The sequence below is a fragment of the Streptomyces sp. NPDC006925 genome, assembly GCF_042869575.1.
GTDB lineage: Bacteria > Actinomycetota > Actinomycetes > Streptomycetales > Streptomycetaceae > Streptomyces.
Map to the genome: position 1 here is coordinate 108,757 of NZ_JBIAGB010000005.1, position 26,188 is coordinate 134,944.

Genomic DNA, 26,188 nt, shown 5'->3' on the forward strand with positions numbered 1-26,188 from the left:
GGGTGCCCGGCATCCGGCGGCGGGACCGGGCAGCCGCCTCCAGTCCACGGTCGCGCCGCGGGCCCACAGCGAGCCCAGTGCGGACAGGTCGGCGTCCCGCAGCGCCCGTTCCACCTCGGCGTCGTCCCCGGCGCCCGGTGCGGCACCGTCCCCGGTCTCCGGCCCGGTGCCTGCACCCTCCGGACCGCGCGGGGCCGCGGCGCGGTCACCGGACCAGTGCGGGCAGGCGGGTTCCCGGCCCTCGGCGGCGGCGCGCAGCGCCCGGTACAGCGCTCCGGTGTCGGCGACCAGGAGGGCCAGCCTGACATCCATCGGGGCGCGGCCGACCCGCAGGGTGTGGGCGACGTCGGCGAGTTCGGCACCGGTGCGCGGCAGCTCGCCCGCCTGCCGCGCGGCCTGCGCGGCCAGCGCGGCGACGGTGCCGTCCGCGGGTGGCGCGGCGGGCAGCGGCAGCCGGTCGGCCAGCAGGCGGCGCAGCCGCGGCCATTCGGCCGCGGTCAGCCCCAGGTCGCGCAGTTCGGCGCCGGGGTCGATGTCCTCGCAGGCGACGCCGAGCACCTCGGCCACCGCCACCGCGCAGGTGCGTTCGGCCGCGCCGTTGACGGGGTGCGGCTCGCCGTCGTCGAGGAAGTCGGCGAGCCGGCCGGCGGACTGCCGGAGCTGCTCGCCGGTACGCGCGGAGACCACCACGAGCTGCGGGGCACGGTCCGGGCGTTCGGCGGCCGGCGCCCCGGCCGCGGTGGCCGGCTCCGGCACGTACTCGGCCACGACGAGGTGCGCGTTGGCGCCGCCTCCGCCGAAGGAGCTGATCCCGGCCACCCGGGGCCGGGTGACGCCGCCGACGACCGGGGACGGCCACGGCTGCGCCTCGCGGGGGATGTGGAAGGGGGTGTCCCGCAGGTCGATCTCCGGGTTGAGCGGTTCGGCGTGCGGCGACGGCGCCAGGGTGCGGTGCCGGAACTGGAGCAGCACCTTGGTGAGCGCGGCGATGCCCGCGGCCGACTCCAGGTGGCCGATGGTGGACTTGACCGAGCCGAGCGCGCAGCTTCCCGCGGGCAGCCCGCCGAAGACCTCGCGCAGTCCGGCGACCTCCAGCGGGTCGCCGAGCGGGGTGCCGGTGCCGTGCGCCTCCAGGCAGCCGACCTCGACCGGGTCCACCCCGGCGCGGCGCAGCGCCTCGGCGATCACCGCGGCCTGGCTGCCGGGGTCGGGGACGGTGTAACCGCTGGTGCGGCCCCCGGCGTTGAGGGCGCTGCCGCGGATCACGCCGAGCACCCGGTCGCCGTCGGCGACCGCGGCGGCCAGCGGTTTGAGCAGGACGGCGCCGACGCCCTCCCCGTCGACGAAGCCGTCGGCACCGGCCCCGAAGGCGCGGTTGTGCCGCCCGGGGGAGATCATCCGCCGGTCGGAGAGGTGCCACAGGTGGGAGGGGTGCAGGATCAGATTGACGCCGCCCGCGAGGGCCAGCGCCGACTCGCCGCTGCGCAGGCTCTGCACGGCGAGGTGGAGGGCGGTGAGCGACGAGGAGCAGGCGGTGTCCACGGTCAGGCTGGGGCCGTGCAGGTCGAGCGTGTAGGACACCCGGTTGGCCACCGACCAGTGGTTGGAGCGCGCGTGGGTGAACACGCCCCGGGCCTCCGCCTCGCCCCCGATCCACTCGTAGTCGTTGTTCATGACCCCGGCGAACACGCCGACCGGGCCGCCGTCCCCCAGGGACCGCGGCGGGTATCCGGCGTCCTCGGCGGCGGCCCAGGCGGTCTCCAGGAACAGCCGCTCCTGGGGGTCCATGTCCTCCGCGTCGCTGGGCGAGATCTGGAACAGCAGCGGGTCGAAGGCGTCGACGTCGTCGAGGAATCCGGCCCACTTGCTGTAGCTGCGGCCGGGCCCGCCCGCCGGGTCGTAGTGGTCGGCCGCTGACCACCGGTCGGCGGGGACCTCCCGTATGCAGTCGCGTCCGGCGCGCAGGTTGCGCCAGAACTGGCCCGGGTCGTCGGCCAGCGGGTAGCGGCCCGCGACGCCGATGATCGCGACCTCGGTCGCGGGCGCGGCGGCGAGGCCGAGGTCGGCGAGGATCCGCGCGAGCAGTTCGCGGCGGTCGGCCGGGGCCTGTCCGGTGACGGGGCGGCCGGGCTCGGACTGCGCTGTCATGCGGTATCGCCCTTCTCGTCGGTCGTGGTGGCGAGAGCGCCCAGGAGCGTGAGCATCCGGTCGACCTCGGCGTCGGACAGCCGGTCCACGGCGGCCCGCAACGGGCCCTCCACCGGCGCGGGGGCCGCTGCCGGCGCGGGGGCCGCTGCCGGCGCGGCGGGCCGCGGGTCCGGCCGCTGTGCGGGCGGCGGGCCCGTTCGCGGTCCGGGCGGCGTCGGCCGCGGTGCGGGCGGGGGCGCGGTGGCCGGTGCGGGAGCGGCGGTGTGCGCGGCCCGGGACGGTACGGCGGCGGCTTCGCCCGGTGCGGGCCGTGCGGGCGCCGACGCGGCCGGCGCCGGGGCCGCGACCGCCGGGCCGCCCGCGCGGGAGTGCAGATGGTCCGCGAGCCGCCGGATCGTCGTCCGCTCGAACAGCAGCGTCGCGGGCAGCGAACCGTGGTCGGCTTCCAGCGCCTTGGTGAGCTCCAGGGCCACCAGGGAGTCGACCCCCAGGTCGGCGAAGGCCGCGTCCGGTGCGAGCCGGTCGGGCGGCAGTTCCAGCACCCGGGCGAAGACCTCGGTCACCTGCCGCTCGGTCGCCTCCCGTGAGGTGCCGGCCGGTACGGCGGACGTCTCGGCACGGCGCGGTCCGGTGTGTTCCGCCGCTCCGGCCTGCTGCCGCGGCCCGGCCTGCTCCGGTGCTCCGGTGTGTCCCGGTGCTCCGGTGTGCTGCGCGGATCCGGCCGGCGGGGCCGGGCGCGTCCGCAGCCCGTCGGCGCGGCCGACGAGCAGGCGCTGGTCGGCGGGTTCGTCGGGCAGGGCCAGTTCGGCGGCGGGCGCGAACCCGGCCGCGCCCAGCGCGTCCAGCCAGCGGGACGCGCTGAGCACGGGCGCGGCCGGCAGCCGCAGCGCGGTGTCCTCGGGCAGCCACCAGCCGCTGGTCAGACCGAAGACGAGGGTCAGATAGGCGGCGGGCCGGACACCCTCGTCGACCACGACCAGACCACCGGGCACCAGCAGGTCCTTGACGTGGTCGAGGGTCGTCCCGATCCGCCGCGTCGCGTGCAGCACGTTGGCGGCCAGCACGATGTCGTAGCCCGCCTCGTCGCCGAACCCCTGCTCGGCGGGCGGGCGTTCGATGTCGAGGACGCGGAACGCGGTGCCCTCGTGGTCGCCGAACGCGCGACGGCCGTGCCGGACGAAGGCGGACGACAGGTCGGTGAAGGTGTAGTGCACCCGGTCGCCGAACGGTGCCAGCGCGGCCAGTGCGGCCCGCGTGGTGGCGCCGGTGCCCGCGCCGACCTCCAGGACGCGGACCGGACCTGCCGCCCGGTCCCGGGGCGCGGTGCGGACCGCTTCGGCCAGCAGCAGGCCCAGCAGCTCGTTGTACTGCTCCATGACGGGATCCGCCTGGTAGAAGCGGGAGACCAGGTCGGAGGACCCGTCGGGGAAGAGCACGTCGACCCCGTCGCGGCGGCCGGTGAGCACGTCGGGCAGCGCCCGCAGGCAGCGCACCAGCAGTTCGGCGGCGGGCCGCGCGCCAGGATGGCCGGCCACCAGCGCCGCGGCGGCCCGGTCGGGGTCGGCGCAGGCCGCGGCGACATCCTCGGTCTGCGCCTGCGCGGTGCCCTCGAACAGGCCGCCGGTCAGCCGGGCGAGGCCCGCCGCGGTCAGCATCTCCAACGCTGCGTCGAACAGCGCGCGGTGCTCGGGCACCACGCCGAGCCGGCCGGCGAGCACGTGCCGGTCCTCCGGGTGCCCGGGGTCGAGGCGGGCGCCGAGGTCGCGCAGCGCCCCGATCAGCAGGCGGGCCGCCAGTGTGTCGAGCGCCCGGTCGGCGCGCAGATGCGCCGCGGCCCGCCCGGCCCGGACCGGGTCGGAGGCCACCGGGGGCACGGGCAGCGGGGCCGCCTCGGCGTGCCCGATCTGCTCCACACCCGGGCCGGGTTCGACCCCGATCCCCGCCAGCACCCGCTGCTCGGCCTTGCTTGCCACCACCTGCGGCAGCGATCCGCCCGCGACCAGCTCCAGCGCCCGCATGCCCTCCGCGGCGCCGATCGGGGTGACGCCGGAGGCCGACAGCCGCTCCAGGGCGCGCTGCCGGTCGCGGTCGCCGCCGTCGTGCCAGAAGCCCCAGTTGACCACCCGCACCGGGAAGCGCGCGGTGCGGCCGAAGGCCAGCGCGTACGCGTCCTGGTAGCCGCTGCCGGCCGCGTAGCCGGCCTGGCCCTGGTTCCCGCCGAAGGAGATGCCCGAGGAGTGGAAGAGCGCCAGGTCCAGCGGCTCGTCGGCGATCGCGTCGCACAGCACCCGGGTGCCCTCGGTCTTGACGCGCAGCGCGGCGCCGAAGCGCTCCGCGTCCAGCTCCCCGAAGGGGGTGGTGACCAGCACCATGGCCGCGTCGAGCACTCCGTGCAGGGTGCCGAACCGGCGCTTGGCCTCGGCCACGGCGGCGGCCGTCTGCGCGGGGTCGGTGATGTCGGCGGTCAGGTACACCGCTTCGCCGCCCGCCTGCGCGATCCGTTCCACCTGCGCCCGCCTGCGGTCGTCGAGCGGACCCCGGCCGACCAGCACGAGGCGGGCCGCGTAGCGGCCGGCCAGGTGCAGGGCCGTGTCGAAGCCGACGGTGCCCAGCCCGCCCACCAGCAGATACACCCCGCCCTCGCGGAACACGGGCCGCTCGGGTGCGGTCAGCCGGGCCCTGCGCAGCCTGCGGGTCCAGCGGACCCCGTCCCGCAGCAGCACCTGGCGCACCCGCGGCGCGCACGGTTCGGCGACGATCGACGCCGCCACCCGGTCCGGTGCGGCCACCGCCTCCGCACCCCGCACGTCCAGCAGCGCGGTCCCTAGCTCGCCGAACTCGCTGTCCACCGTCATCGCCAGCCCGGCCAGGCCCGCGGCACCGGGCCGGGCCGCGTCCCGCTCGCCCAGCGGGCAGGCGTCCCCGGTGATCACCTTCAGCCGCAGCGGCCCCGGCAGCAGGCCGCGGCCGTGCAGGTGGGCGAGCAGCCCGTAGAGCGCCAGCACCGACTCGTCCCGCCGGTCGTCGGGGCCGGTCACCGAACCGAGGAAGTAGACCAGGCCCCGGTGTGCGCCCGGCAGTTCGCAGAAGTCCGCGGCCGACTCGCCCGGTGCGCGGCGCAGCACCTCGGCGCCCGGGTGCGCGGCGGCGATCCGGTCGGCGAGCGCGGTGTCGGCCGCCCCGGCGACGATCAGCACCGGCTCGTCCGCCGGGTCCCCGTCCGCCGGTTGCTGCGCCGCCGGGTCCTGGGGCACCGGAGGTGCCACCGTCCAGGACGGCACGTGCAGGAAGTCGGGTTCGGCCGCGGCGCGGGTACGCAGCACCAGCCCGGTGACGGTCAGGCAGACGGTGCCCTCGTCGTCGAACACGGTGACGTCGCACCTCCCGTCGCGTACGGCTCCGTGCACGTGGCAGGAGTGCGGCAGCGGCCGGTGGACGGTCACCCGGTCGGCGGCGAACGGCATCGGCGGCGCGTCCTCGGAGGCCACCACCGCGGCCAGTACGTGCAGCGCCGCGTCCAGGAGCCCGGGGTGCACGGCGTACCCGGGCGGGGTCGGCGCCTCGGCGCGCAGGTGGGCCAGCACTTCGCCGTCGCCGGTGCGCACGGACGCGGCGAGCTGGAAGAACGGCCCGTAGCGCAGCCCGTCCCGGCGCAGCCGCGCGTACATCTCCGCCGGGTCCACCTCGGTGGCGCATCGGGCGACGAGCGCCGCGCGGTCGACCCGGGCCGGCTCGGGGGACGGCTCGGGGTGCAGCACACCGCGGGAGCGGACGCCGTCCGCCTCGCGCAGTTCGTAGGCGATCCCGTCGTCCGCGGGCGCGGTCGCCAGCTCCAGCCGCGCGGCCCGGTCGCCGACCACCACGGGCGCCTGCCAGCGCACCGCGCTCACCGCGAACGCGGTGCGGCCCGGCGCGAGAGCCTGTGCGGCCAGGGCGAGATGCGCGGCGCCGGGCAGCACCCGCTCCCCCGCCACCTCGTGCTCGGCGACGACCGGTTCGGTGGGCGGTACCACCAGCGGCGGCACCTCGGCGGCGGCGCCGGACGCGATGGCACTGGGCGCGGCGGCGCCGGACGCGGTGGTGGTCAGCCAGTGGCGCTCGGGCTCGAAGGGGTAGGTCGGCAGCGACACGATGCGCGGCGGCACCGGACCGGTGGGCAGCGCCGACCAGTCCAGGTCGGCGCCGGAGGCCCACAGCCGCGCCAGCCGCTCGGTGTGCCCCTCGCGCAGCAGCCCCCGGACGAACTCCGCTCCGGCCTCGGTACCGGCCAGCACGTCCCCGAGCGCGTGCGGCGCGTCCGCGTCGCCGGTGAAGACGCCCTCGGGCCGCTCCCCCGCGGCGAAGGCGCGCAGCAGCGCCGCGGCCCGCGCGGCGTCCCGGGCGGTCAGCGCCAGCCGGTGGCGCATCGCCGTCCGGCCGGCGGTCAGGGTGTGGGCCACGTCCGCGAGCGGGGGCGGGTTCTCGGCGGACAGCGCGGCTGCCAGCCGCCCGGCGTACACCCGCAGCCGGTCCTCGGTGAGCGCGGAGAGCACCAGCACCTCGGGGTGGTCGCGGGGCGCGGGCGGCACCCGGTCGTCGTAGTACTCCTCGACGACCAGGTGTGCGTTGGTGCCGCCCGCGCCGAAGGAGCTGATCCCCGCGCGCCGCGGCCGGCCCGGCGCGGTCCGGGGCCAGGCCGCCGGCTCCTGCTGCACGGCGAACACCGACCGGGTGAAGTCGATGTTCGGGTTGGTGGCGGCCGAGTGCAGCGAGGGCGCCAGGGTCCGGTGCCGCAGTTGCAGCACCACCTTGGTGAGCGCCGCGATACCCGCCGCGCCCTCCAGGTGGCCGACGTTGGACTTGACCGAGCCCAGCGCACGGCTCCCGGGAGCCAGGCCGCGCCCGGCGACGGCGCGCTCCAGCGCCGCGTGCTCGATCGGGTCGCCGAGCGCGGTGCCGGTGCCGTGCGCCTCGACGTAGCCGACGTCGGCCGGGTCGAGTCCCGCCGCGTGCCAGGCCCGCTCGATCAGCGCCTGCTGGGCGGCCGGGTTGGGCACGGTGTAGCCGTTGGTGCGGCCGCCGTGGTTGACCGCGTCGCCCCGGATGACCGCGTGGATGCGGTCGCCGTCGGCGCGCGCCGCCGCGAGCGGCTTGAGGAGCACGGCGCCCACGCCCTCGCCGGGCACGTATCCGGTACCGCCCGCGCCGAAGGAGCGGCAGCGTCCGTCGGCGGCGAGCATGTTCATCCGGCTGAGGTTCACGTACTTCAGCGGGTGTGCCAGGACGTTGACCCCGCCCGCCAGCGCGTAGGCGCACTCACCGCGGCGCAGGCTCTCCGCCGCCAGATGGACGGCGACCAGCGAGGAGGAGCAGGCCGTGTCGACGGTGAGGCTGGGGCCGCGGAAGTCGCCGAAGTAGGAGACCTGGTTGGCGACGGAGGCGCGGTTGGCGGGCACGGAGACGGGGTTGCCGCGGAAGGACTCCTCGGCGGCGAGGGTGGCGTAGTCGCCCCACATCACCCCGGCGAACACGCCGACGTCCAGACCGGAGTCGGCGTGGTGGGCCGCGGGCAGCCGGCTCGGCGGGTATCCGGCGTCCTCCAGCGTCGCCCAGGCGGTCTCCAGGAACAGCCGCTCCTGGGGGTCCATCGCGCGGGCCTGCGGCGGGGACATCCGGAAGAACCGCGAGTCGAAGGTGTCGACGGCGGACAGGAAGCCGCCCCAGCGGCCGGTGACCGAGTCCGGCGCGCGGCCTTCGGGGTCGTGGTGGGCCCAGGCGTCCCAGCGGTCCCCGGGGATCTCGGTGATCTCGTCGGTGCCCGCCCGTAGCCGGGTCCAGAACGCGTCGAGGTCGTCGGCCCCGGGGTAGCGCCCGCTGATGCCGATGATCGCGATGTCGTCCGCTTCGGCGGTACGCGCGGGCGGGCGCGGCGGCGCGGACGCTGCGGCTGCCGCCGGGGCCGGGTCACCGGGTGCCGCCGGGGCCGGCGACACCGGATCGGCCACCGGGGCCGACGCCGGGCCCGGTTCTGCTGCCGGTGCCGCGCTCGGCGCCGGCAGCAGCCGCCGCAGCTCCTCGGAGTGGTGTGCGGTGAGGTGGTCGGCGAGTGCGCCGAGGGTGCGGTGCTCGAAGAACAGCGTCTGCGGAAGGTCCGGCAGCGAGTCGGCCAGGGCCGCGTTCAGCTCCATGATCATCACGGAGTCGATGCCGAACCGGTCCAGGGTCTCGGTCTCGGTGATCCGCGCCGCCGGTACCTTCAGGACGGCCGCCAGCCGGGTGCGCAGCATCCCGACCGCGACGGCGCGCAGTTCGCCGGGGGCTGGGGCGCGCCTGGGGTCCCGCGCGACCCCGGCGCCCGCGGGCGCGTCGGGCGGCGGAGCGGCGGTGCCGGGGGCGCTCAGGGTGCGGGCGATCCGGTCCTGGTCGCCCACGGCGGGTATCAGCCACGGCTCGTCGGCGGCCAGCGCCTGCTCCAGCGCCGCCCAGCCGGTGTCCGGCGCGAACGGGGCGAAGCCCAGCGCCCGGTAGGCCGCCCACTGCGCCTCGTCCAGCCGCTCGTCGAGCCCGCCGACCATCCACAGCGGCCAGGCCAGCGTGAGCGCTCCGGCCCGGCGCAGGGCGCAGGCGTCGGCGAACCGGTTGGCGGTGCCGTATCCGGCGCCGCCGAAGTCGCCCAGCAGCGAGGCCAGCGAGGAGAAGACGACGAACAGCGCGGACGGCCGGTCCGCGATCGCGGCGGCGAGGTGCGCGGTCCCCTCGGCCTTGGCCGCCATCCCGGCGGCGAAGCGGCCCGGGTCCACCTCGGTGGGCGGTGTGTCGTCGGAGACCCCGGCGAGGTGGAAGATCCCGTCCGGCGGGCCGAACCGCGCCGCGGCCTCGGCCACCGCGCGCCGTGCTCCCGCCGGATCGCCCACGTCGGCGGAGACCAGCGCCGCCGCACCGCCCAGCTCGGCCACCCGGCGGGCCAGTTCGGGGTGCCGTTCGGCACCGCGCGAGACCAGCACCAGCCGGGCGGCGTACCGCCGGGCGAGTTCACCGGCCAGCCAGCGGCCGAGCGCCCCGGTGGCACCGGTGATCAGGTAGGTGCCGCCGGGCCGCAGCGGTGCGGGCCGGACTGCGGGCAGCCCGGCCAACCGCTCGACGGACCGCACGAACCGGCCGTCCGTGCGGCGGAGCAGCTCGGCGCCGTGCGGAGCGCCGAACTCCTCGGCGGCCGCCCGAACGGTGTCGACTCCCGGGCCGACCCGCAGGGTGGCCAGTCGGAAGGTGGGGAAGTGCCGGCCGCTGGACCGGGCGAACCCGGCGACGGCCTCCTGCTCGGGCCGGCCGTCCTCCGGCGCCACGGCCAGGCAGCGCACCTGCCGGCCGGTACCGGCCCGGGCCAGTCCGAGCGCGGCGAGCGCCCCGTGCTCGGGGCCGGAGCCGTCCTCCAGCCCCCAGGCCAGCAGCACGTCCAGCGCGCCCTCGGTGCGGTGCACGGCCGCCGCCAGGTCCGCGGGCTCGGCGACCCGCACCACCCGCGGCCACGGCCCGTCGACGGTGCGGTCGGAGTCGGCGGAGCACAGCAGCAGGGTCGGTGCGGGATCCACGGGCGCCGCCGGGTCGGCGGGCCGCCACACGGGCCGGTACCAGGCGGTCTCCGGCCGCGGACCGTCGGCGGGCTCCGGCGGGCCGCTCACCGCAGGAGCCGGTTCCGTCCGGTCGGGCTCCTGGAGGGCGCGTTCCCGGACGGCGGGCTCTCGGACGGCGGGCTGCTTCGGGTCCGGCCCGGTGCGGTCCGGCCCTGTCACCGGCACCGGCAGCGCGACTGGCCGGTTCAGCGTGCGCAGGGCGAAGTCCGCCACGTGCAGCACCTCGTGGCCGTCAGCGTCGGTGACCGTCACGTCGTAGCGCAACCGCGCCGGATCCGTACCCGGCCGCACGACCGCGTGCGCCCAGCAGACCTCCGGCAGCGGGCCGCGGAAGCGCACGGCGCCCGTGCTGAACGGGACGGCGGGCTCGCCCTCGGGCGGACCACCGACCCAGTGGCACACCCGCAGCGCACCGTCGAGCCTGGCCGGGTCCAGCAGCCCCGCACCGCCGGGCGCGCCGCCCGCCGGTGCCACGAGCCGCAGCAGTGCCTCGTGCGGCCCGCTGCGCACCTCCTCGACCACGTCGAACGCGGGCCCGTAGCCGAATCCGGCGGCCCGGTACCAGGCGTGCACCTCGGCGCCGGTACGGCGCTCGGCGCAGCGGCTGCGGACCGCCGCGAGGTCGAGCGGCGCGGGGGCGGGCTCGGGCGGGCCGAAGTCGACGGTGCCGCGTACGTGCACGCCGCCGTCCTCGCCGACGACTTCGAAAGCCGTCCGCACCTCGGCTCCGGACCCGGCGGCGGACCCGGCCACGGATCCGGCTCCGGCTCCGAGGACCACCCGGATCCGGTGCTCGCCGTCCTCCGCGGTGATCGGGCTGCCCCAGGTGATCGAGGACAACCCGCGTACCGGTCCGCGGCGTTGCGCCTCGGCTGCGGCGCGCACCAGTTCCAGGCAGGCGCTGCCGGGCAGCAGCCGTACACCGCGGATGAGGTGGTCGCGCAGCAGCGGGTCGTCGGCACGCACGACGTGCTCGGTGCCGCGCGCCGCGGCCGGCGCGTCGGCGTGCTGCGGCAGGTCGACCCAGTAGCGCTCCTCGGCGAACGGGTACAGCGGCAGCGACACCCGGCGTCCGCCGGGGTGCGGTACGGGAAGTTGGGCGCCGCCGACCCATGCGCGGGCCTGCGCGGACAGCTCGGAGCCGGAGCCGGTTCCCGGGTCCTGTCCCGGTGCCGCGGCCGGGGCGGCCCCGGTGCGCGGGGTCCCGGTGCGCGGGGCGCGGCCGGTCAGCACTCCGTCCGCACCGTCGCGGCCCGCGGCGAACGCCTCCAGCGCGCACACCAGTTCGGCGCCGCTGCCGGTCACGACGGCGAGCCGGTGCTCCATCGGCTCCCGGCCGACCCGCAGGGTGTGCGCGACGTCCGCCAGTTCGGTGCGGGCGGTGCGCAGGAACGCGGCCAGCCGGGCGGCGTAGGCGCGCAGCCGGTCCTCCTCGCGGGCCGAGAGCACGAACAGCAGGGGCTCCCGGTGCTGCCGCTCGGCCGGCTCCGCGGCTGCGGGTGCCGGGTCCGCTTCCTCGACCACGACATGGCAGTTGACGCCGCCCGCGCCGAAGCTGCTGAGCCCGGCCCGGCGCGGCCCGTCCTGCGCCGCGGGCCACTCGGCTGCCGCGCGCTGCACCGCGAACGGGGTGCGCGAGAGGTCGATGTCCGGGTTGGGGGGATCGGCGTGCAGCGAGGGCACCAGCCTGCGGTGCCGCATCTGGAGCAGCACCTTGGTCAGGCCCGCGATCCCGGCGGCGGACTCCAGGTGCCCGATACCCGACTTGACCGACCCGACGGCGATGCTCTCCGCGCCCGCGTACCCGTTGGCCAGGCCGGAGATCTCGATCGGGTCGCCGAGCCCGGTACCGGTGCCGTGGGCCTCCACGTAGGAGACGGCGGCGGGGTCGACACCCGCGGACTCCAGCGCCGCGGCCACGACCCGGTGCTGGGCCTCCGGGCTGGGCACGGTGTAGCCGTTGGTGCGGCCGCCGTGCGCCGCGGCGTGCCCGGTGATCACCCCGTGCACGTGGTCCCCGTCGGCGAGAGCCCGGTCCAGTGGCTTGAGCAGGACGGCTCCGACCCCCTCGCCGGGCACGTAGCCGTCGCCGCCCGCCCCGAAGGCGCGGCATCTGCCGTCGGTGGACAGGAACCTGCCCTGGCTGAGGAAGACGTACTTGTACGGGTGCGGCGAGAGGTTGACCCCGCCGGCCAGGGCGAGCTCCGACTCCCCGGAGCGCAGCGACGCGCAGGCGAGGTGGAGCGCGGTCAGCGACGAGGAGCACATCGTGTCGACCCCGACGCTGGGGCCGCGCAGATCGAGCGTGTACGACACCCGGTTGGCGACGCTCGCGTGCGAGGAGCCCGGTACGGGTTTGCCCGCGCGCATCGCGTCGACGCCGTAGAGCTGGTAGTGGCTGTGCATCACTCCGGCGAAGACCCCGACCGGGCGGCGGGCCAGGTCGGCCGCCCGGTACCCGGCCTCCTCCACTGTGTGCCAGGCGGTCTGCAGGAACAGCCGCTCCTGCGGGTCCATCAGCGCGGCCTCGCGCGGGGAGATGTCGAAGAACAGCGGGTCGAACAGGTCGGCACCGTCGAGGAAGGCGCCCCAGCGCGAGTAGCTGGCCCCTGGGGTGCCCCGTTCGGGGTGGAAGTCGCGGTCCGGGTCCCAGCGCCGGGCGGGGATCTCGGTGACGGCGTCGCGGCCCGCCACCAGGTTGTCCCAGAAGGCGTCCAGGTCCTCGGCGCCCGGATAGCGTCCGCTGAGCCCGATGACCGCGACGGGGAAGGCCCCGGCCTGCGCGGGGCGCGGTGCGGTCGTCGCCGGGGACCGGTGCCCCCCGCCCGGCGCGGACGGCACGGAGGGTGCGAGCGGTTCCATCGGCTCGGCCGCGGCGGGCGGTTCGGGGACGGTGGCGGACGGCTCGGGCGGCTCCGGCCGGAGGCGGGTGAGCGCGTCCGGGTACGCGACGGCCAGGTGGTCGGCGAGTTCGGCGAGGGTGGGGTGCGCGTAGAAGAGGGTCTTGTCGAACCCGGTGGCCAGCCTGATCTCCAGTTCGGCGGAGAGCTGAGTGACCATCAGCGAGTCCAGCCCGTAGCGTTCGAGCGGCACGGTGTCCTCGACCTGATCGGGCGCCAGCCTGGTCTGCTCGGCGACCAGGGCGCGCAGCAGCAGCCGGGCCGACTCCGCCGGGTCCCGGTCCGCTTCGTGCCGCTCGGCGTCGCCGCCCGCCCCGGCGGACGTGCCGGCCGAGTCCGCGGAGTGTCCGAGCCCCGCGGGGCCGCCGCCCGGCTCGTGCTGCCCGGTCGCGGACGACGGCTCGACCCGTACGGTGTCGAGCGCGGTGAGGGTGGCCGTCGGGTCGCCCGGTACGACCAGCAGCGCGCCCGGAGCGCCGTCGAGCGCGGCGGCGAACGCCGCAGCCGCCTCCCGGCCGGACAGGTCGCCGAGGCCGTAGCGCGCCCGCAGTTGCGCGGCGGGCCGCTCCCCCTGCCGCATCCCGGCGTCCCGCCAGCGCGGCCAGGCCAGCGCCACGGTGCGGCCGGGTGCACCGGTCGCGGCACGCTGTTCGGCCAGCGCGTCCAGCACCGCGTTGGCGTAGGCGTAGCCGACCTGGCCGGGGTTGCCGACGACCCCGGCGACCGAGGTGAACAGCGCGAAGAACTCCAGCGGTTCGTCCAGCGTCGCCGCGTGCAGAGCCTCGGCCCCGCGCAGCTTGGGGGCCAGCACGGCATCGAGGTGCGCGTCGGTGGTGTCGGCCAGCAGCGCGTCGCGCAGCACCCCGGCGGCGTGCACCACTCCGGTGATCCCGCCGTGCTCCGCCCGCACCTGCGCGACCAGGTCCGCCATCCGGGCCCGGTCGGTGACGTCGGCGGCCCGGTAGGTCACCGACAGGGCGGTGTCGCCCAGCGTGTCGAGCGCCGCGCGGGCCTCCGGCCGGGGTTCGGACGAGCGGCCCGTCAGCACCAGGTGGACGCGGGCCCGTTCGGCGAGGCTCGCGGCGATGCGCAGTCCGACGCCGCCCGCGCCGCCGGTGATCAGATACACCCCGCCGTCCCGCGGCGCCCACGGGGTGCCGTCCGCCGCGGCCCGCCGGTGGCGGCGCACCTGCCGCACCCCCGCACGATGGCGCACCACCGGGTCGCTCGCGGCGAACTCCGCTGGCAGCACCGCGTCCGGCCCCTCGACCAGGCTGATCCGCAGCCGAGGGTCCTCGGCGGCCGCGGTGCGGGCGAGTCCGTCGAGGCCGAGCGCGGACGGGGCGCCGTCGTGCGCCACCACGATCCGGATCGGGCCGGCGGGCGCGGTGGCGAGCAGGGCGCGGCACAGGTGCAGCAGTGAGCGGACACTGCGGTCCAGGTCGCCGTCCCGGACGGTGTCCGGGTCCGCGCCCCGCGCCCAGGTGTGCAGGATCCGGTCGGGGGTGAGGCCGTCCTCGGCGAGGGCGGCCAGCAGCCGGGTGCAGTGCTCCGCGCGGCCGGGTGCGATCTCGTAGCGCAGCCGGTCCACCCGCCGGAAGGCGGTGCCTTCGGTGACCGTGACCACCTGGGTGCCCAGCGTCCGCAGGGCCGCGGTGTCCCCGGCGTCCGGCGTGCCGACGTCGGATGTGCCGAAGAGCAGGCAGGTGCCGCTCAGTTGTCCGGGCTGCGGCACCTCCGGGCCGGTCTCCCAGTGTCGGGCGACCAGGGCGGCGCCGCGGCTCGCAGCGGTCCGGAGCGCGACGCCGCCCAGCCGGGCCACGGCCGACCCGTGCCGGTCGAGCACCTGGATGTCGGCCCGGACCAGTCCCTCGTCCTCCGTGGTGCGCAGGGCCACGGTGCGGGCGCCGATGAGGGGGGCCTCGAGCACGAGGGAGTCCACGGCGACGGGCAGCAGCAGGGTGCCCGGCTCGGCGGTGTGCAGGACGGAGACGGCCGCGGCCTGGATCGCCAGGTCCAGCACGGCCGCCTCGCGGTCGAACCGGGAGGCACCCGCCGCGGGCGTGAGGTCGGCGACCGCGGTTCCGTCCCCGACGGTGACCGTGCGCAGGCCGCGGAGTCCGGGGCCGTACTCCAGCCCGCCCGCGCCCAGCAGCGCGTAGCAGCGGTCGTGGTCGAGGGCGGTCCCGCCGTCGGCGCGTGCGGGTTCCGCGGGTGCGGGGGCGGGTCCGGTGAGGGCGCTGCCCACGCTGCAGGTGACGCCGTCCGCGCCGAGCGTGAACCGGCCGCCGTCGGCCGCCCGCGCGCTCACCGTCAGCGTCCGCGGCCCCGGCACCTCGCACGGGTGGTCGAACCTGACCCGGCGCAGTCCGGTGACGTCGGGGTCGAGCGCGCGGAGAGCGGCGAGGCCCAGCAGGCTGCCCGCGGCGGCCGAGAGGGTCGGCACGCCCCGGACGACGTGGTCGGCGAGGAACGGCTCGGTACCGGTGACGACGATCTCGCGGGTCTGCGCGGCGACCGTGCCCGGCTCCGCGGCGTCCCCGCGCCGTGCGGGTCCGGCGGGGCCGTCGGCGTCGAGCCGGTAGGGCGCGGTCTCGAACGGGTACGTGGGCAGGACGACCCCGCGGCCCGGCCGGTGGGCGAAGACGGCCGTCCAGTCCGGGGCGGCTCCGGCCTCCCAGGCGCGGCAGAGCGATTCGAGCGGCGGCTCACCGGCCAGCGCGACCGCGTCCGGCGGCAGTTCGGCCAGCGGACGGACGGGGAACGTGGCACCGATGAGCCCGTCGGCGGCGGCGGGCTCGTCCCACACCCGGCGTGCCGTCTCCAGGTCGCACCCTCCGGCGGCGGCGTGGGCGAGGCCGGCCGAGGCGGGGCACGCGTACCCGGCCTCGGGCAGCAGGCCCCAGCTCAGCCGCAGCCGGGCCAGGGTGTGCAGCAGCGTGAAGGCGGCGGGCGCGTCGGCGCCGCACTCGGCGGCGAACGCCTCGGCGGCGGGCTCGGACGCCAGCAGCGCGGCCAGCCGCGCCTCGGGGTCGGGCACGCGCGCGTCGAAGGCGAACACCACCGGTGCCGCGGTACCCGGTTCCTGCGGTGCGGACAGCTGCCGCAGCAGGTCGTCGCGGTCCGCGGCCAGGACGGCACGCCGGTAGCGGTGCGCGGCCCGGCCGCAGGCCAGGGTGCGGGCCGTGTCGGCCAGGCCGGTCTCCGGGTGGCTGCGCAGGTGCGCGGCGAGGTCCGCGGTCGCACGCCGCAACGCGGAGGGGGTCGCGGCGGACAGCACGACGGGCGCAGGCCCGGCCGCCCGCGCCGGCGCGTCGGGGTGCCGGTCGTCGTACCCGTCCTGCTGCTCGTCGGCCTGCTCCAGGATCAGATGGGCGTTGGTGCCGCTGATGCCGAAGGCCGAGACCGCGGCCCGGCGGGGTCCGCCGGTCTCCGGCCACGGCTGCGCCTCGGTCAGCAGCCGCACCGGGCCGTCCGCCCACTCCACCTCCGGCGTGGGCCGGTCGACGTGCAGGGTGCGCGGCAGCACTCCGTGCCGCAGCGCCATCACCGTCTTGATGACGCCGCCGACGCCCGCCGCCGCCTGGGCGTGGCCGATGTTGGACTTCAGGGAGCCCAGCCACAGCGGCCGGTCGGCGGGGCGGTCCGCGTATCCGGCGCGCAGCGCCTCCACTTCGATCGGATCGCCGAGGGTGGTGCCGGTGCCGTGCCCTTCGACCAGTTCGACGTCGCCGGGGCCCAGTCGCGCGTCGGCGAGCGCGTCGGCGATCAGGCGCTGCTGCGCTGGTCCGCTCGGTGCGGTGAGCCCGTTGCTGGCACCGTCGGAGTTGACGGCGCCGCCGCGCACCACGGCCAGCACCGGATGGCCGTGCCGCCGGGCGTCGGAGAGCCGCTCCAGCAGCAGCAGACCGGCACCCTCGGCCCAGCCGGTGCCGTCGGCCGCCGCCGCGTAGGACTTGCACCGCCCGTCCCGGGACAGGCCGCGCTGCTGGGCGAACTCGACGAACACGCCCGGCGAGGTCAGCACCGTGGCGCCACCGGCCAGGGCCAGGTCGCACTCGCCCAGCCGCAGCGCGCGCACCGCCTGGTGCACCGCGACCAGCGACGAGGAGCAGGCCGTGTCCACGGTGACGGCCTGGCCGTGCAGCCCGTACCGGAACGCCAGCCGTCCGGAGGCGATGCTGAGCGAGGTGCCGGTGAGCAGGTACCCGGCGGCGTCGCCGTCCGCGTCGCTCAGCCGCGGCCCGTACTCGCCGCCCATGGCACCGACGAAGACGGCCGTGGCGCTGGAGCGCAGCGAGTCCGGGTCGATCGCCGCGCGTTCCAGGACTTCCCAGGAGACTTCCAGCAGCAGCCGCTGCTGCGGGTCCATGGCCGCGGCCTCGCGGGGGCTGATGCCGAAGAACACCGGGTCGAACCGGTAGGGGTCGTCGAGGAAGCCGCCCGCCGACGCGTAGGTCCGGCCCGGTACTCCGGGCTCCGGGTCGACCAGCGCGTCCAGGTCCCACCCCCGGTCGCCGGGCAGCGGGCCGACGGCGTCGCTCTCCTCGGCCACCAGCCGCCACAGGTCCTCCGGTCCGCGCACCCCGCCGGGGTAGCGACAGCCCATGGAGACGATCGCGACGGGCTCGTGGGCAGCCTCGGTGACCGCGTGCAGCCGCTGCCTGGTCTGCTGGAGCTTGGCCGTCGCCCGGCGCAGGTAGGCGACGAGTTCCTGCTCATCGGCCATCGGGGCTCCTTCCGGGGGAGACCGCGCCGTCGAGGGCGCCGGAGTCGTCGAGAGCAGCAGGGTCGCCGACTTCGGAGTCGGCGTCGATCAGTGCGAAGAGTTCGCCGACGTCGGCGTCGGTCAGGATGTGCGCGATCTCCTCGGCATCGGTGCGCGGCGGCTCGTCCGCGGCGGCGGACGCGAGGCCGGGCGCGGGGCCGGACGCGGACGCCGGGCCGGACGCGGCGGTGCCGTCCGGTGCGGTGGCCGGTGCGTCCGGGGCGCGCTGTACGTCCTCCGCGGGACGTGCGGGCTGTGCGTCGTCCGCGGGGGGCGCCAACTGGTCGAGCAGCCATACGGCGAGCTGCGCGGGGGTGGGGTGGCTGAAGACGACGGTGGCGGGCAGCCGCAGCCCGGTCGCCGCGGAGAGCCGGTTGCGTACCTCGACGGCGATCAGCGAGTCGCAGCCGAGCGCCTTGAACGAGGTGTCTGCGTCGACGCTGTGCGAGGCGCTGTACCCGAGCGCCGCCGCGGTGTGCGCGCCGACGAGCGCCACCATCCGGGAGCGCCGCTGCGCCGCGGGCAGTCCGGCCAACTCCTCGGTGACCGAGCGGACCGGTTCCTGGCGCGTGGCCCGGCGGGGCCGCGCGGGCGCGATGCCGCGCAGCATGCCGGAGGTGCCCGAGCCGTGCAGCCGGGCGGCCACCACCAGCGGCGCGGCCCCCCGCAGCGCGGCGCCGAACAGCCGCAGGCCGGCGTCGGTCTCCAGCTCCCCGATGCCCGCGGCCGCCAGCCGCCGCACGGCGGTGTCGTCCAACTGGCCGGTCATGCCGCTGCGCCGGGACCACAGTCCCCAGGCGATCGATGTCGCGGGCAGCCCGGCGGCGTGCCGGGTCCTGGCCAGCGCGTCGAGTGCGCCGTTGGCCGCCGCGTAGTTGGCCTGCCCGGCGGTGCCCAGCAGACCGGCGACCGAGGAGAACAGGACGAACGCGGCGACCGAGGGGAGTTGCGCCGTCAGCTCGTGCAGGGCCTGCGCTGCCGCCGCCTTGGGCCGCATGACGCGGTGGAGGGTGTCGGTGTCCATGGCGGACACCGGACGGTCCTCCAGTACGCCCGCGGCGTGCACCACCGTGGTGAGCGGGTACTCCTGCGGGACGGTCTCCAGGACCCGGGCCAGTGCCGCGCGGTCCGCGGCGTCGCAGGCGACCGCCTCGGCGTCGGCACCCAGCGCGGCCAGTTCGGCGACGAGTCCGGTCGCGCCGGGTGCGTCCGGGCCGCGCCTGCTGAGCAGCAGAAGTCGGCGCACACCGTGCGCGGTGACCAGTTCGCGGGCGACGAGCGCGCCGAGCCCGCCGGTCCCGCCGGTGATCAGCGCGGTGCCGCCGAGTATCGGGGCCGGGGCCGGCTGCTGCGACGCTGCGCTGCGGCGCAGCACCGGGGTCTCGAACCGGCCCTCGTGGTCGCGCAGTTGCGCCTCACCGGTGGCCAGCGCGGCCGCGACCCGTGCCGGGTCGGGGGCTGCTTCTGGGGTGTCCAGCAGCAGGAAGCGGTCCGGGTGTTCCGTCTGCGCCGACCGCATCAGTCCCCACACGGCGGCGTGGCCGGGGTCGGACAGCTCGCCGTCGCCGCCGGTGGTCACCACGGCGAGCCGGGACGCCGCGAACCGTTCGTCGCCCGTCCAGGCGCGCACCCGCTCCAGCACGCGGGCGGCCGCGGCCGCGGCGTCCTCCCCGGCCGGGCAGGACAGGACGGCGACGGCGGGCGCCTCGGCGGGCAGTTCGGCTCCCAGGACGACAGGGGCCTCCTCCCTCGCGCCGGTTGCGGGGGAGGTGTCCGGCTCCGCGGCCCGCATCCAGTCCGGGGCGTACAGTCCGGCGTCCGCGGTGAGCAGTTCCGGGGAGACCGGGCGCAGTGCGAGGGCCTCGACGGTGAGCACCGGGGCCCCGTCCTCGTCCCAGGCGGTCAGCGCCACCGCGCCGTCCTCGTCCGCGGCTGCGAGCCGTACCCGCAGGGTGGTCGCGGCGGTCGTGGACAGCCGCACCCCGCTCCAGGAGAAGGGCAGCCGGCAGGTTCCCTCGTCGCCGTCGCGCAGCCAGATCCCGTGCAGCGCCGCGTCCAGCAGCGCCGGGTGCACCGCGAAGCCGCGCGGTGCGCCCTGCGGGCTCTCCGGCAGGGCGACCTCGAGCCACAGGTCCCCGCCTCGGGACCAGGCCGAGCGCAGGCCGCGGAAGACCGGTCCGTAGTCCAGACCGAGGGACCGGAGCCGCGGGTAGTGCCCGGCCACCGGCACCGGGGTCGCCTCCGGTGGCGGCCACACGGCGAGCGGGGCCGCCGCGTCCGGGGGGTCCGCGGTGTCCGGTCCGGCGACCGCGGTGGCGTGCCGGATCCATTGCGCGCCCTCGGAGTCGGCGCGGGTGTGCACGGTGACCGCGCGGCGGCCCTCCGCGTCGGGCTCCGCCACCACGAGCTGGGTGGTCAGCGCACTCTCGGCGGGCAGCACGACCGGTTGGTCCAGGACCAGTTCGGTGACCGTGGGGCAGCCGGCCCGGCGGGCTGCGCACAGCACCAGTTCCAGACAGGCCGTACCGGGCAGCACCACGGTGTCGAGCACCGCGTGGTCGGCCAGCCAGGGCGCCTCCTCGACCGAGAGGGTCCCGGTCAGCACGAGGGTGCCGCTGTCCGCGAGTTCGACGGCGGCCCCCAGCAGGGGGTGCGCCACGGAGTCCAGTCCGGCCGCCGACAGGTCGCCGGCGCCCGCCGGGACGGGGAGCCAGTGCGACTCCCGCTGGAAGGGGTAGGTCGGCAGCGGGACCACGGCGCCCCGCACGGTCTGGGACCAGTCCACCGGCAGTCCGTGCGCGTCCGCCTTGGCCAGTGACCGCAAGAACCGCTCCGGCCCGCCCTCGTCGCGGGTCAGCGTCTCCACGAGGGCGACGTCCGCGGCTGCTTCGTCGGCGCACTCGGCGACTCCGGAGAGCGCCACCGGGTGCGGGCTGACCTCGACGAAGGCGCGGTGCCCGGCATCGAGGAGGGCGCCGACTGCCTCGTCGAAGCGGACCGTCTCGCGCAGGTTGCGGTACCAGTAGCCGGAGTCGAGTGCGGCGTCCCGCACGAAGGCGGCGTCCACGGTGGACATCAGCGGAATGCGGGGTGCGGCCGGGCGGACACCGGCCAGGTCGGTACGCAGCCGCTCCTCCAACTCGGCCACCTGCGCGGAGTGCGAGGCGTAGTCGACCGCGACGAGCTTGGCGCGGACGCCGTCGGCGACGCAACGTTCCACGACCTCGGCGACCGCTTCGGGCTCCCCGGAAACGGTCGTGGCGCCGGGGCCGTTGCGCACGGCGACCGACACCCGCTCCCCCCAGGGCGACAGCAGCGCGCGCACCTCGTCGGTCGGCAGCGCGACGGAGGCCATGGCGCCCCGCCCGGCCAGTGCCACCAGCGCCTGCGAGCGGCGGGCGACGATCAGCGCGGCGTCGTCCAGGCTCAGCGCCCCGGCGGTGCACGCGGCGGCGATCTCGCCCTGGCTGTTGCCGACCACGGCGGCCGGTTCCACTCCGTGCGCGCGCCACAGTTCGGCGAGCGCCACCATCGTGGCGAACAGCACGGGCTGCACCACGTCGACCCGGTCCAGTCCGGGCTGCCCGGGGTCGCCGCGCAGCACTCCGGTCGGGCTCCAGTCCACATGGGGAGCCAGGGCCTGCTCGCAGCGGGCGATCGAGGCGGCGAAGGGCGGTGCCGTGTCGAGCAGTTCGCGGCCCATGCCGGCCCACTGCGCGCCCTGGCCGCCGAAGACGAGGACGGGACGGCGGTCCTCGGCTGCGCTGCCCAGCACGACGGAGGGGTCGGCGGTGCCCTCGGCGACAGCGGTCAGACCGCGCAGCAGCGCCTCCCGGCCGGTGCCGGTGACCGCGGCGCGCTGCCGGAAGCGGGTGCGGGTGGTCAGCAGCGAGTGGGCGACATCGGCCGGCCGCCAGTCGGCGCGGGCGGCCAGCTCGGTGTGCAGCCGGGCGGCCTGGTCGCGCAGCGCCTGCTCGGTGCGGGCGGAGAGCGCGAGCGCCACCGGATGGCCGACGCCCGGCTGCGGCGGGTCGGCCGGGGACGGCTCGGCGCGGGGCGGCTGCTCCAGGACGATGTGCGCGTTGGTGCCGCTGATGCCGAAGGACGAGATCCCGGCCCGCCGGGGCCGGTCGGCCGACGGCCAGGGCACGGCCCGGGTGAGCAGTTCCAGGCCGCCGGACGCCCAGTCGATGTGCGGCGAGGGCTCCTCGGCGTGCAGGGTGGCGGGGAGTTCGCCGTGCCGGAGCGCCAGCACCATCTTGATCAGCCCGGCCAGTCCGGCGGCGGCCTGGGTGTGCCCGATGTTGGACTTGACCGAGCCGAGCAGCAGCGGCCGGCCGGCGGGCCGGCCGGTCCCGTAGGCGGCCAGCAGCGCGGTCGCCTCGACGGGGTCGCCGAGCGCGGTACCGGTGCCGTGCGCCTCGACCGCGTCCACCTCGTGCGGGAGTACTCCCGCGTCGGCGAGCGCCTCGGCGATCACCTGCCGCTGGGCCAGTCCGCTGGGGGCGGTGAGCCCGTTGCTGGCGCCGTCGGAGTTCAGCGCCGTACCGCGCACCACCGCCAGCACCGGGTGACCGTTGCGGCGCGCGTCGGAGAGCCGCTCCAGCACCACGGCTCCCGCGCCCTCGGCCCAGCCGGTGCCGTCCGCCGCGGCGCCGAACGCCCGGCAGCGGCCGTCTGCCGACAGCCCGCCCTGCCGGGCGAACTCGGTGAACATTCCCGGCAGCGGCATCACGGTGACCCCGCCCGCGAGGGCGAGGCTGGACTCCCCGGTGCGCAGCGACCGGCAGGCCAGGTGCACCGCGGCCAGCGACGAGGAGCAGGCGGTGTCGACGGTGAGCGCGGGGCCCGAGAGGCCGAGCACGTAGGCGAGCCGTCCGGACAGCACGCTAGGGGTGCCGCCGGTGAGCAGGAAGCCGCCCGCCGCGTCGGCCTGTTCGTGCAGCCGGGCGCCGTAGTCCTGCGCCGTGGCGCCCGCGAAGACCGCGGTGCGGGTGGCGCGCAGCGTCCCGGGGACGATGCCCGCGCGTTCGACGGCCTCCCAGGCCACTTCGAGGAACAGCCGCTGCTGCGGGTCCATCGCGGCCGCCTCCCGGGGGGAGATGCCGAAGAACTCCGCGTCGAAGCGGTCGATGCCGGTGAGGAATCCGCCGGGGCGCAGGCCGCTGACGTCCATCCGCTGCCAGCCGCGCTCGGCGGGCGGCGGAGAGATCGCGTCGACGCGGTCGGCCAGCAGCCGCCACAGGTCCTCGGGGTTCTCCACTCCGCCGGGGAACCGGCAGCCCATGCCGACGACCACCACCGGGTCGGCCGCCTCCTCGGCCGGGACCGGTCCGGCCGCCGCGGTCGGTCCCGGCGCCGCCGAGAGTGCCGGCTCCCGGCCCGGCGTGCTCGCCAGGTACTCCGCCAGCGCGGCGGGGGTGGGGTGGTCGTAGAGGAGGGCGACCGACAGATCGGCGCCGGTCCGCTCCTCGACGAGGTCGCGCAGCTCCAGGCCCATCATCGAGTCGAAGCCCTGGTCCCGGAAGGGGATGTCGGGCGTGACCGCCGCGCCCAGCACTCCGGCGGCCAGCTCCAGCACCGCGGCCAGCGGCGGCTCCTGGGCGCCGGACGCGGCTCCGGCGGCCGGCGTCGGCACGGGCCGCGCCGCCGGGGCGTCCTCGGCTTCGGGCACCGGGGCGCCCAGGCCGGCGGGCCAGTGGCGGCGGCGCTGGAACGGATAGCCCGGCAGCGGCACCCGGACCGGTGCGTACTGCTCGAACACTGCATGCCAGTCGGCCGCTTCACCGACCAGGAAACGGTCGGCGCACTCCTGGACGGGCGAGGCGGCGGCCGGGGCGCCACCGCCGACGGCGGCGCCGGCCGGGTCGGCGGCACCGGCCAGTTCGTCCAGCCCGGCCAGCAGGGTCGCCCGGTCGTGGGCGAGGACGACCGCGCGGCAGGGGTGCGCGGTGCGGGCTGTGGCGAGCGTGCAGGCCACGTCCACCCGGCGCAGCCCGGGGCGGGCGGTCAGGTGGGCGCGCAGTGCGCGGGCCGCGGCGGCAAGGGCCGCGGGCGTCCGCGCGGACAGCGGGAAGGGCAGCGGCTCCGCCGCCTCACCGGCGTCCTCGCCGGGCCCGGGTACGGCGTCCCCGTCGTCCCCGTCGTGCGCGGCGAGGACGACATGGCAGTTGGTGCCGCCCATGCCGAACGCGCTGACGCCCGCCACCAGCGGCGCGTGGGGACGGGGCCACTGAGAGGTCGCGGTCTGCACCCGCAGGCCGTGCGCGTCCAGCGGGAGCCGGTCGGCGGGCGCGGTGAAGTGCAGGCTGGCGGGCAGTTCGCGGTGGTGGAGCGCCAGGGCCGTCTTGACAAGTCCCGCGATCCCGGCGGCGCCCTCCAGGTGGCCGATGTTCGTCTTCACCGAGCCCACGGCCAGGGGACCGCAGGGGCGGTCGGCGAAGACCTCGCCGAGCGCGTCCGCCTCGGCCGCGTCGCCGGCCGGTGTCCCGGTGCCGTGCAGTTCCACGTACTGCACGTCCGCGGGGTCCGTCCCGGCGGCCCGGTGCGCGGCCCTGATGAGTTCTCCCTGGGCCCGCGGGTCGGGTGCGGCCATCTCCTCGCCCGCGCCGTCGTGGTTGACCGCGGCGGCGCGGATCACGCAGTACACCCGGTCGCCGTCGGCGACCGCGGCGGCGAGCGGCTTGAGCACGACCAGTGCTCCGCCCTCGCCGCGGACGAACCCGTCGGCGTCCCGGTCGAAGACCCGGCAGCGGCCGCGCGGGGAGAGCACTCCCATGCGGGCGGCCGCCAGTTGGGGGTCCGGCGCCAGGGCCAGGTTCACCCCGCCGGCCAGTGCCAGTTCGCACTCCCCGGCGCGCAGGCTCGCGCACGCCAGCTGGACCGAGACCAGCGAGGAGGACTGCCCGGTGTCCACGAGCAGGCTGGGGCCGCGCACCCCCAGGTGGTGCGAGATCCGGTTGGCGATCACGCTGCGCTGCAGCCCGGTCATGGCATGGTGGGACAGCCCCGCCGAGCCGTGCCGGGAGGCCAGCAGCGCGTAGTCGTCGGACAGCGAGCCGACGAACACGCCGACCGGCCGGTGGCGCAGTGCGCCGGGTACGACACCGGCGTCCTCCATCGCCTCCCAGGCCAGCTCCAGCGCCAGGCGCTGCTGCGGGTCCATGGCCGCCGCCTCGCGGTCGGGGATCCCGAAGAAGTCCGCGTCGAACTCGTCGACGGAGTCCAGGAAGCCGCCCTCGTCCGGCAGTCCGGGCCCGGCCGGGACCGGCGCGGTGCGGCGGCGCGCCGACGGGCGGGCCACGCTGTCGGTTCCGGCCGCCAGGTTGTCCCAGAACTGCGCCGGGCCGGTGGCTCCGGGCACACGGCACCCCATCCCGACGACCGCGATCCGGTCGACGGGTGCGTTCTCCCGCGTCATCCGGTGATCCCTCCTGGGTGCGGCGGACCGTCCGCCGCCTGCCGGTCCGCGCCGGGGGGCGGCCCCGGGTGCGGGCCGGGGGTCCGCTGCGGGCCCGCTGCGCGGTTGCCGGGGGCCGGGGCCTGCTCCTGGGTGACGGGGCAGGTCCGGTGCAGGTAGTTGGGGCGCAGATCGCCCTCGTCGTAGTAGCGGTGGAAGACGAGGGTGGCCGAGCCGGAGAGCGGCGGCACGATCCACGACCAGTCCGCCGGGCAGCTGCGGCCCGCCTCCTCCTCGCGCTCGACGTGGGTGAGGAAGCGTTTGGCCTCGGTGTGGTGGTCGGTGATCTTGACGTCGGCCCGGGCGAAGGAGTGCAGGACGGCGACGTTCAGCTCGACCATCGCCCGGTCCCGCCACAGCGAGGTGTCGGAGCTGGTGTCCAGCGCCATCTTCGCCGCGACGACGGGCAGCATGTCGTAGCGGTCGGTGTCCCCGAAGTTGCGGGCGCCGATCTCGGTGCCCATGTACCAGCCGTTGAACGGCGCGGCCGGGTAGCGGATGCCGCCGATCTCCAGGTCCATGGCGGAGATCACCGGCACCGCGTGCCAGCGCAGTCCCAGTCCGGCGAACCAGGGGTACCGCGGGTGGGACAGCTCGACCTCCAGCACGGCCTCCGGGGGGAGTTCGAACACCTCGATCCCGTCCCGCGGGGTCTCGATGACCAGCGGCAGCACGTCGAACCGGGTGCCGGGGCCGCCGGGCCAGCCGTGCCGCAGCGCCAGTTCCGTCAGGCCGGTGTTCATCGGGTCCCCGAGGACCGTGCCGTCCGGCTGCCGGTATCCGGCGTACCGGATGAGCTGCTCGTTGTGGAAGCGCGGTCCGGGCGCTTCGGGCCCGTCCGGGGCGAACACGGTGATGGTGGGCCGGATCCGGCCGCCGCCGCCCGCCTCCGTCAGATGCTTGACCGACTCGGCCGCGATGTCCGCCGCGTCCCGGGTGGCGCGCCGGTCGCGCACCCGCAGACTGCGCCAGTAGAGCCTGCCGATGCACCGGTTGCTGTTGCGCCAGGCCACCCGCGCCCCGAAGGCGAGTTCCGCCTGGGTGTGGGTGTAGGTGCCGGTGGCGTCCACCTCGGCGCGGATGTCGGCCATCCGCCGGGCGGCCGAACCGCCCTGCCCCTCGCCCTCGCTGTGGAAGAGGCCGACGAACCGCTCCGCTTCGTCCAGCAGCCGGGCCGTGTCCCGGCCGGGCGGATCGGCCGGCGCCTCCGCCGCGGGCGGAGCGGCACCGGTGGAGCGTTCGACGGCACGCCGAAAGAGACTTTCACTGAGCAAGGCTTCCCCGTTCCCATGCCCCCGCTGTT

At 77.1% G+C, this 26,188-nt stretch carries 4 protein-coding genes (1 of these 4 cut by a window edge); all 4 read right to left on the minus strand.

What is annotated here, in order from left to right:
* Tightly spaced (each overlapping or abutting the next), the 4 genes in view from ACFYNS_RS09755 to ACFYNS_RS09770 form a layout consistent with a single transcriptional unit that may run on beyond the window.
* Nucleotides 1-2,148 carry the 5' portion of an amino acid adenylation domain-containing protein gene (locus tag ACFYNS_RS09755; protein ID WP_388601916.1) on the minus strand. It extends 23,004 nt beyond the left edge of the window, so only the first 2,148 of its 25,152 coding nucleotides appear in the window; the start codon lies at nt 2,146-2,148; its stop codon lies off the left edge, out of view.
* Nucleotides 2,145-17,387, minus strand: a complete 15,243-nt coding sequence (locus ACFYNS_RS09760; RefSeq protein WP_388601918.1) for an SDR family NAD(P)-dependent oxidoreductase — start codon at nt 17,385-17,387, stop codon at nt 2,145-2,147. Before ACFYNS_RS09760 ends, ACFYNS_RS09755 begins: the two co-directional genes overlap by 4 nt.
* On the minus strand, nt 17,377-24,846 hold the full coding sequence (locus ACFYNS_RS09765; protein WP_388601921.1) for an SDR family NAD(P)-dependent oxidoreductase: 7,470 nt from the start codon (nt 24,844-24,846) through the stop codon (nt 17,377-17,379). Before ACFYNS_RS09765 ends, ACFYNS_RS09760 begins: the two co-directional genes overlap by 11 nt.
* Complete coding sequence (locus ACFYNS_RS09770) at nt 24,843-26,159, minus strand: nitric oxide synthase oxygenase (RefSeq protein WP_360299583.1); 1,317 nt, start codon at nt 26,157-26,159, stop codon at nt 24,843-24,845. Before ACFYNS_RS09770 ends, ACFYNS_RS09765 begins: the two co-directional genes overlap by 4 nt.
* Between the last annotated feature and the right edge of the window lie 29 nt (nt 26,160-26,188).